The organism is Myxococcus sp. AB025B (assembly GCF_006518215.1).
In the GTDB taxonomy this organism is placed as follows: Bacteria; Myxococcota; Myxococcia; order Myxococcales; family Myxococcaceae; genus Myxococcus; species Myxococcus fulvus.
In genome coordinates, this window is record NZ_SRLW01000389.1 from 1 (window position 1) to 7,829 (window position 7,829).

Genomic DNA, 7,829 nt, shown 5'->3' on the forward strand with positions numbered 1-7,829 from the left:
GAGGAGGGGCGCGGGCGGGGCAGGCGGAAGGCCCCGTCCCACTCGCGGCGTCGCAGGACGGGCTGGGGCTCGCCCAGACGCGGGGAGGCGCCTCGCTGGGCGAGCATGCTCACGACTGGCCCTCGGGCTTGGCGGCGCCGCGGCCGTACTTGCCGAGCAGGTCCTCCACCGCCTCGCGCAGGTACTCGCTCTGGTGGATGCGGGTCCGCCGCGCCAGCTCGCGCAGCTTCTGCACCTGCTCCTCGGGGACCAGGACGTGGGTGGAGACGATGTCGGCCTCGGGGCCCCGCGCGTCGACGGGCGTCTCCGTGGCGCCCGGTGACGGGGCGAGCTCGGGGCTCAGGGGGCTGGCGCTTCCATCCTGCATGGGGGTTCCTCCCGGGGGGACTGCTACAGGCCGCTACTGCCGTGTCCGGGCATTAGGAGGGTGGTCCGGGGGCTCGTCAACAAAACGGCCCGGCCCCCGAGGGGTGGAAGTGACACCTTTGTTAGCCGGTTTCTCAAATTGGTGTGCTAATCCGCGCCTTCCTCACCTGGAGCACACTGATGAACTTCCGTCGTCTGATGGTTGCGGTGGTCGCTGTGTTTTCTTTCTCCGCCTTCGCGGAGGGGAGTCGGGAAGTCGCGACGGTGGCCAAGGCGTGTACGCCGGTGCCGTTCTCGCTGACGTCCATCAATGCCTCATCACTGGAGCCCGCTCGCGCGACGTGGAACCTGGGCTCCAACGGCGGTGCGTGGCACTACCTGCATCCGATTGCCGCGTACATCACGCCCCAGTGTCCCACCACGCCCACCACCATCCAGGCGGTGATGCAGGAGCTGGCGTGGGAGAACCAGGGCTTTCCCTCCGCCGAGGATGGGACGTTCACCAACCGGGCCGGTCTGTCGCAGAGCATCCTGTTGACGTCGAACTACTACGGCAACGGGCTGGCGCTGCTGGCCGCCATTGACTCCTTCGCGGGCGGTGGCGAGGTGCAGGCGTGGCTGTCGACGCAGGAGGTGCCGTGCCACAACTGCCATGAGTTCAACCAGTTCGCGGTGCTGTACTACCCGGCCAGCCGCAAGGTCGTCGTGCTGCAGGGCTACACCGGCTACGACTCCTGACGTCTCGTCGTCCCCGGGCGCCGGTCCCCTGCCCTGGGGCCGGCGCCTTTTTCATTTCATGTATCAACCCAGGTCTCCTCGGGGCCCGCGGCGCTGTGACGGGATTGACACGTCGTGCGGCCGGGTGCTCACGTTATTGTGATTTTCCCCGAGTAGCCCACCTGGAGCGGAATGATGCGTCTTCGCAAGGTATTGATTGCATGTCTGGCGTTGTCTGGAGCGACGGGCTGTATGGATTCGGGTGGAGAGCCGGCGCCCGAGCAGGCGCTGGCGGTCTCCGAGGCGGAGGCGACGGCGACGCGCATCTACGCGTCCGAGGCGTCGTTGGAGCTGAGCTTCGAGACGATGGGCACGTTCGAGACGCGCAACGGGGTGCGCTCGCTGGTGTTGAAGGCGACGGCGAACCGGTATCTGCAGTATGTGTTCAGCTTCGTGCCGGATGACGCCTTCGGCACGGCGAACATCATCAGCGAGCGCCGCTTCGAGGTGGTGCTGCCGGTGGGGCACGAGCTGAACTCCATCCTCTCCGGGCTGCCGCTGTTCATCACGGTGAACACCTTCACGGGCACGCCCACGCAGTACACGGCGCGCATCGAGGTGTACCCGCGCTTCTTCGACTTCCGGGGCACGTCGCCGGTGTGGATCGACGAGAAGGTGGACCCCGTCTACGTGAAGGACCCCATCAGCAGCCTGGTGTACCGGGGCCGCGCGGACGTGCTGGCGGACGGGCTCCTGGTGACGGGGCCGGATGGGATTCCGCAGGTGTCGCGCGTGGACGCGGACACCTTCAAGCTGGACTGGTCCTACTCCGCGGTGGAGCAGGCGATGGACCCGACGACGATTCCGCTCGCCTTCAACGTGATTCAGGGCGGGCAGGCGGTGTCGCAGAAGACGGCGCGGCTGGTGCCGAGGGTGACGAGCCTGGCGGTGACGACGGGCGACCCGTACGAGGTCTGGCCGACGCCCGCCTGTGCGCTGTCGGTGTACGACTGCATCCACGCGCAGCCGGCGGGGACGCTGGACTTCGGGCTGTGTGGCTCGTACCGCCAGGTGTCGCGGTGCCAGTACGTGACGAACATCTGCGACCAGACGCCGAGCACGCCGTTCGCGCTGACGGAGATTGACGCCTCGGCGCTGGAGGCGGCGCGGGATGCGTGGAACGACGGCTCGAACAACGGCGCGTGGCACGGGCTGGACTCCATCTCCGCGTACACCACGCCCCGCTGCTCGCAGCCGGCCGCGAGCCTGCGCGCGGCGTACGACGCGCTCCAGTGGCCGGGGTACCGGGACATCCCGACGTTCGAGGCCGGCACGGTGACGAACCGCGCGGGCCTGGCGAACAGCATCCTCTTGAGCACGAATTACTACGGTGACGGCGCGGCGCTGCTGGCCGCCATCGACGCGTTCACCGGAGGCGGTGAGGTGCAGGCGTGGCTGGGCACCCAGGAGGTGCCGTGCCAGAACTGCCACGAGTTCAACCAGTTCGCGGTGCTGTACTACCCGGCCAGCCGCAAGGTCGTGGTGCTGCGCGGGTACACCGGTTACGACTCGTGAGTTGCTGAGGTCGTGACTCGGGCCGGTGCCCCTGGCCGCGCATGCTGGCGCGGTGGGGCGCCTGGTTCAGTTCCTCCACGAGTGCTCGGTCCGCCGTGGAAGGGAGCCCTGCGGCTCGCTCGCCCTCCTGCGTGGCGACGTGTCCCGGGGGATGGAGGGCCCCGAGGTGCTGGAGGCTCGTGGTGGCCTTCCCGGGGGAGCAGGGGGCCAGTCTCCACCCGGGTCCTGTCCTTGCAGGCTGGTCAGCGCGGGGATGCCAGGTCCGCTGAAGCCCCGGGCCACGAAAAGAAAAGCCCCGGAATCACTTGGGAAAGTGAGTCCGGGGCAGTGGCCAGGGTCGGACTTGAACCGACTACCTGCGGATTATGAGACCGCCGCTCTAACCAGGTGAGCTACCTGGCCACAAAGTGACGCCCGTATAGCGGGACAAGGACGCCGCCGCAAGGACTTCGACGCAGGGAGGCTCGGGAGGAGCGCCCGAGGCGGACTGTCGGTCCTGGCTCTTGGCGGATGGCGCTGGCAGCAGGGCCTCCCGCGCTCCGGGCTTCAGGTCGTGACTCCTGGGCTCTGCGAGAGCGTGAGACCGATTCTCTGGACCGCCCGCCAATCGACTCTCCGAGGTGGAGCGCCGCATCCTGGGGGGGAGGCAACTCTCAGTGGGCACCCAGAATCGGCCAATGAAGTTCCCCTGAAAAGCGGCCAAAGGGGAGGGCCGAGACGTTGACGCCCGGGAGGAGTGGGGCCTCATCTGCGCCACCCACAACCTTCTCAAGCGCTTCCGCGCGACGGCAGCGTTGGGGGTAGCCCAGTTCCGTAGACACCCGAGATGTGATGGACGGAGCCCGGGATGTCGTAAGACCTCGCCGTGCCCCGTCGTGACGGACCGAGCCGCTCATGAGACCTCCGTTGGCCACACGCCAGGAGGTGGTCCGTGGAGTTGGAGAAGGAGTTGGAGCAGTTCCGCCAGGAAGCGCAGCGGTTGAAGGCCGGGAGGCGCAGCGGCTCATTGCCGTTCCCCGAGGCGCTGCGCGCCTTCGCGGTGCGCTACGCCGAGCACACCGTGGCGGCGGGTGGGACAGTGACGGACGCGGGAAAGAAGCTGGGCGTGTCCGGACTGTTGGCGTTCACGAGGAAGCGCGGGAATCTGGACCGGGACGGCGGACGGGTGCGCGAGCCCACCGTCCCGGCGCGCAGGTTCAGCGCTTCGCCTTCGTCTTGCGAGCGGCCGCGCTTTCTTCGGCGGCCCTGCGTCGGTAGCTCTGCCCCTCGATGCTGAGGATGTCGGCGTGATGGATGACGCGGTCGATGAGCGCGGTGGCACAGGCGCCGTTGGGGAAGATGCCGGGCCAGTCGGAGAAGGCCAGGTTGGACGTCAGGACGAGACTGCGCTGCTCATACCTCCTGGAGACGACCTGGAAGAGCAGGTCCGCGTTCCTGGAGTCGTAGGAGAGGTAGCCCACCTCGTCGATGACGAGCAGGCCGGTGCGACTGGTGTAGTGACGCAGACGCCTGTCGAGCGCGCGTGAGGAGTCCTGGCTGGCCAGGTCCATCAGCATCTGCGAGGCGGAGGTGAAGAGGACGGAGGAGCCCTTGAGCACGGCCTGGTGGGCGATGTTCTGGGCAATCATGGTCTTCCCCTGCCCCTGGGGCGCGACGATGACGACGTTGCGAGCGCCCTGCATGAAGTCCAGACGCAGGGCGGACTCGACGGCCTCGCGGTCAATCTTCTTGGGCCAGGCCCAGTCGAAGTCCGCCATGGGCTTGAAGCGGCCCAGGCGGCTGCGAGTCAGGCGGCGCTCGAGGCCCCGGCGACTGCGCTCGCGCTGCTCCTCGTCGGCGACGTGTTCAAGCAACTCGGTGGGGCCCCAGCGGGCCTTGGTGGCGCGGGCGATGAGGTCATCGAGTGTGCCCGCGGTGGAGTGCAGGCCGAGGGAGGCGAGGCGTTCAGCGAGGGGCGTCGTCATCGGAGGAGTCCTTGGAGAGAAGCTTGTCGTAGTCAGTGAGGGAGTGCGGAGTGACGCGAGAGGCGCGGATGCGCGGGTCATCGGAGAGCACCGCCGGCAAAGCAGGTGGCTGGTGGCGTCCACGAGCGCGCTGGTCCAGCAGGTGCGCCACGGAGGGCGCGCCCACGGCGCCCTTGGAGAGGGCTTCGGCCAGCGCGGCGTTGAGCTCCCTGGCGCCATGTCGCTCCAAGAGGCGCACCAGTTGGGCACAGTGGTGGGCGACGGAGGCGTCCCGCTGGACGAGGGCCGCGAGGAAGGCGTCAGCGTTGTCGCAGCAAGCCCTCAGCAAGTCCCTGCCACGCAGCTCATGGGCCCTGGCCTTGTCGGCGGCGAGCGCGCGCAGGTGAGCGGGGGCTTCCACGGTGCGCCCCTTGTCATAGGTACGTGCGTGGCTGGCCACTTCCAGGGCACCGTCCAGCAGGCGCACGCGCTGCTCCGAGGCGATGAGCGTCAATGGCAGACGCACCAGGGTATGGGGGATGGAGTAGTCATTGCCGTCGAAGCGGACGTAGGGCGTCTTGCCGGAGGCGACGGGCCGCACCACGTCCGTGGGGAAGCGGTGGGCGGGCAAGGCAAGCAGTCGGGGCCGCTCGTCTTCCAGGGCCTGGGCCACGGTGCGGCCGGAGGCGTCGCCGGGCTGACGGCGTGCATGAGCGACGTCCCGAATCCATCCGGCGAGCTGCGCATTGAGGTCCTCGGGGCCGCTGAAGGCGCGCGCGGCGAAGAAGGAGTCGCGCAGGTAGCGGATGGTACGCTCCACCTTGCCCTTCTCGTTACCCCGGTAGGGCGCGCAGGGCTTGGGGGCGAAGTGGTAGTGGCCCGCCAACTCCAGCAGCCGAGGGTGGAAGCGGATGGCGTCACCAGAGCGCTCCAGCACGACACTCTTCAGGTTGTCGTACAAGAGTGCGCGCGGCACGCCGCCCAGCGCCTCGAAGGCCAGCACGTGGCCGCGCAGGAAACTCTCCAGCGTCATGTCCAGGAAGAAGCGCGCGTACATGGCGCGGCTGTGGCCCAGCACCAGCACGAAGCAGCAGAGCGTCCGCTTCGTGCCGCCCACGGCCACCTTGCCGAAGTGGCCCCAATCCACCTGGGCCTCTTCTCCAGGCAGCGTCGTGCGGCGCAGGAAGGCCTCGGCCCGACTCTCCGGGCGCACGGTGCGCACGTAGCGACGCACCTGCAGCGGGCCTCCGGGGTAGCCGCGTGCCTTCACCATGTGGAACAGACGGCTGGCCGTCAGGCGTGGGTGGGCCTCCAGCGTGGCCTGGAGGAAGTGCTTGTACGGGTCCAACAGCGTGGCCCGTACCGACTGCACCCCAGCACCGCTGACGCGCTCGAGCGCCAGGGCACGCCGGACGGTGTCGTGGTGGACGTCCAGCTGCGCGGCGATGGTGCCCACCGTCCAGTGCTCGGCGAAATGCAGGCGGCGGATGCGCGCCGTCAGCTCAGGTGAAATCATCGTCCCCCCTCACGGGGGATGCGCACGGCGCCAGCGCGGCCCCAGGTGGGTGCGTGCCAGGGTGGTGTGGCGGGTGAAGAGGCTGGTGCGTCCGCAGGACGCGCAGGTGGGAGGGGCTGGCGGTGCATGAGACAGGGGCCTCGCGGGGCCGACCTGCGTGTCCGCCTTCATGACGGGCCGGGTCGGCTCGGGGGCTACCGTCTCCTCCGCGGTGCCTGGCCGTGGAGACTGATGCGTCACTTTCCGCCGCTGCCGCCACGCCACCTGCCTGGCCGCATGCTCATGCCGCCCATCCCGGGTCCGCTGGTAGCGTCGGCCCGCCTCTCTCAATGACCTGGCCCGGGCCTGCCTGCTGCACGCCGTCGCGCAGTAGCGTCGTCCCCTGTCACACGCGGAGCAGAGGAAGAACACCTGTCGGCACTCGGGCCGACCGCACACCACGAAGCGCAGCGTTTCCACCGGACTCCCGCGCACGTCGGCTTCTGGCGCCGCGCCCGGGAGTGCGCTACCTCTGGACCACCGGCCCGCCCCATTCGCACACCCGGGCGCGCCGTCTCAGGAAGGCTCTCCAGCGGCTACTGGAGGGCCTTTCGTCTTCTGGGCGCGCGCGGCCTGCAACTCCACCCGCTCCGCGCACGCCCCTCCACTTTTCGGCCACCTGGTCCACGAGGCTCACCCCTGGAAACAGGCAACTCCCGGCGACCGGTCCAAGAACACGCGCTCCCTGGTGACCATCAACAGCATCATCCACCGCTACCGCACTCTCGCAGCGAACCCATGAGCCGAAGAGCCGGATGCGGTAGTCCCGCACGTCCGGATCTGTGGGGGGCCAGGGAGGGTGACCTCCCTGGTCTACCCGACCGCTCACCGGACGCACGTGGAGACTGTCCCACTGCACGTGCAGCTTGCGGCCGATGTGGCCCGGGGGCACCGAGTAGTACGCGCCCTCCACCTCGACGTGCCCGTCCAGGTGCACCACGCGCTCGCCGAAGGCGTAGTACCGGAAGGGCTCCACCGGCAGGGGCAGCGTAAGACCTCGCCGTGCCCCGTCGTGACGGACCGAGCCGCTCATGAGACCACCGTTGGCCACACGCCAGGAGGTGGTCCGTGGAGTTGGAGAAGGAGTTGGAGCAGTTCCGCCAGGAAGCGCAGCGGTTGAAGGCAGGGAGGCGCAGCGGCTCATTGCCGTTCCCCGAGGCGCTGCGCGCCTTCGCGGTGCGCTACGCCGAGCACACCGTGGCGGCGGGTGGGACAGTGACGGACGCGGGAAAGAAGCTGGGCGTGTCCGGACCGACGCTCTACGAGTGGCGCAAGGGCCGCTCCCGTCCGAAGCCCGTTGAGACAAGCGCGGCCCTGGTGCCGGTGCGAGTCAGCGCACGTCCCGCCGCAGCTGCGGGGCCGGGAGTGCAGCAGGTAGTGCTGGTGTCGCCGGGCGGCTGGCGAGTCGAAGGACTGAGCGTGGAGAGCGCCGCGCAGCTACTGGGGACGCTGGGGTGCTGACGCTCACGCGCGCGGTGCGCGTCTTCGCGTACGCGGCTCCGGTGGACATGCGCCGGGGCTTCGATGGATTGAGCGCGCTCGTCGATGTTGCGAGGCGGGCTGGTTGATGGACGAGCGAGCCGCCTGATTGATGGGCATCACCGAGCGCGAGCGTCAGCGCGCGCGCCCGGTGATGGGAGTGGCCTAAAGAGCGGCGGAGTCGGTGTCGAGCA

At 69.0% G+C, this 7,829-nt stretch carries 6 protein-coding genes, 1 tRNA gene and 1 pseudogene; 3 read left to right on the forward strand and 5 right to left on the reverse strand.

Annotated features, from left to right (window positions below; all coding sequences use genetic code 11):
* Positions 1–109: 109 nt before the first annotated feature.
* Positions 110–367: a ribbon-helix-helix domain-containing protein gene (locus tag FL311_RS38630; RefSeq protein WP_046714565.1), complete on the reverse strand. Its 258-nt coding sequence runs from the start codon at positions 365–367 to the stop codon at positions 110–112.
* Between the two features lie 179 nt (positions 368–546).
* On the opposite strand from FL311_RS38630, the gene FL311_RS38635 reads away from it, so the two are divergent.
* Both FL311_RS38635 and FL311_RS38640 read left to right on the forward strand, forming a co-directional pair.
* The gene (locus FL311_RS38635) at positions 547–1,104 is read left to right on the forward strand and encodes a hypothetical protein (RefSeq protein ID WP_141332660.1); all 558 of its coding nucleotides are present in this window, start codon (positions 547–549) and stop codon (positions 1,102–1,104) included.
* A 231-nt stretch (positions 1,105–1,335) separates the two neighbouring features.
* A complete protein-coding gene (locus FL311_RS38640; protein ID WP_228557364.1) occupies positions 1,336–2,658 on the forward strand; it encodes a hypothetical protein in 1,323 nt (440 codons plus the stop codon).
* Between the two features lie 328 nt (positions 2,659–2,986).
* Here the strand turns inward: FL311_RS38640 and FL311_RS38645 are convergent.
* The 4 genes and pseudogenes from FL311_RS38645 to FL311_RS38660 form a co-directional block, all read right to left on the reverse strand.
* A tRNA-Ile gene (locus FL311_RS38645) sits at positions 2,987–3,060 on the reverse strand.
* A gap of 794 nt (positions 3,061–3,854) precedes the next feature.
* Positions 3,855–4,622 (reverse strand): IS21-like element helper ATPase IstB, encoded by a 768-nt coding sequence (gene istB / locus FL311_RS38650; protein WP_141332661.1) that lies wholly within the window; start codon positions 4,620–4,622, stop codon positions 3,855–3,857.
* A complete protein-coding gene (gene istA / locus FL311_RS38655; protein ID WP_141332662.1) occupies positions 4,603–6,117 on the reverse strand; it encodes an IS21 family transposase in 1,515 nt (504 codons plus the stop codon). The genes istB and istA overlap by 20 nt, the downstream gene beginning before the upstream one ends.
* An 871-nt stretch (positions 6,118–6,988) precedes the next feature.
* A pseudogene (locus FL311_RS38660) lies at positions 6,989–7,138 on the reverse strand (IS21 family transposase); the annotation flags it as partial.
* Between the two features lie 86 nt (positions 7,139–7,224).
* On the opposite strand from FL311_RS38660, the gene FL311_RS38665 reads away from it, so the two are divergent.
* Complete coding sequence (locus tag FL311_RS38665) at positions 7,225–7,617, forward strand: hypothetical protein (RefSeq protein ID WP_141332663.1); 393 nt, start codon at positions 7,225–7,227, stop codon at positions 7,615–7,617.
* The last annotated feature ends 212 nt before the right edge of the window (positions 7,618–7,829 follow it).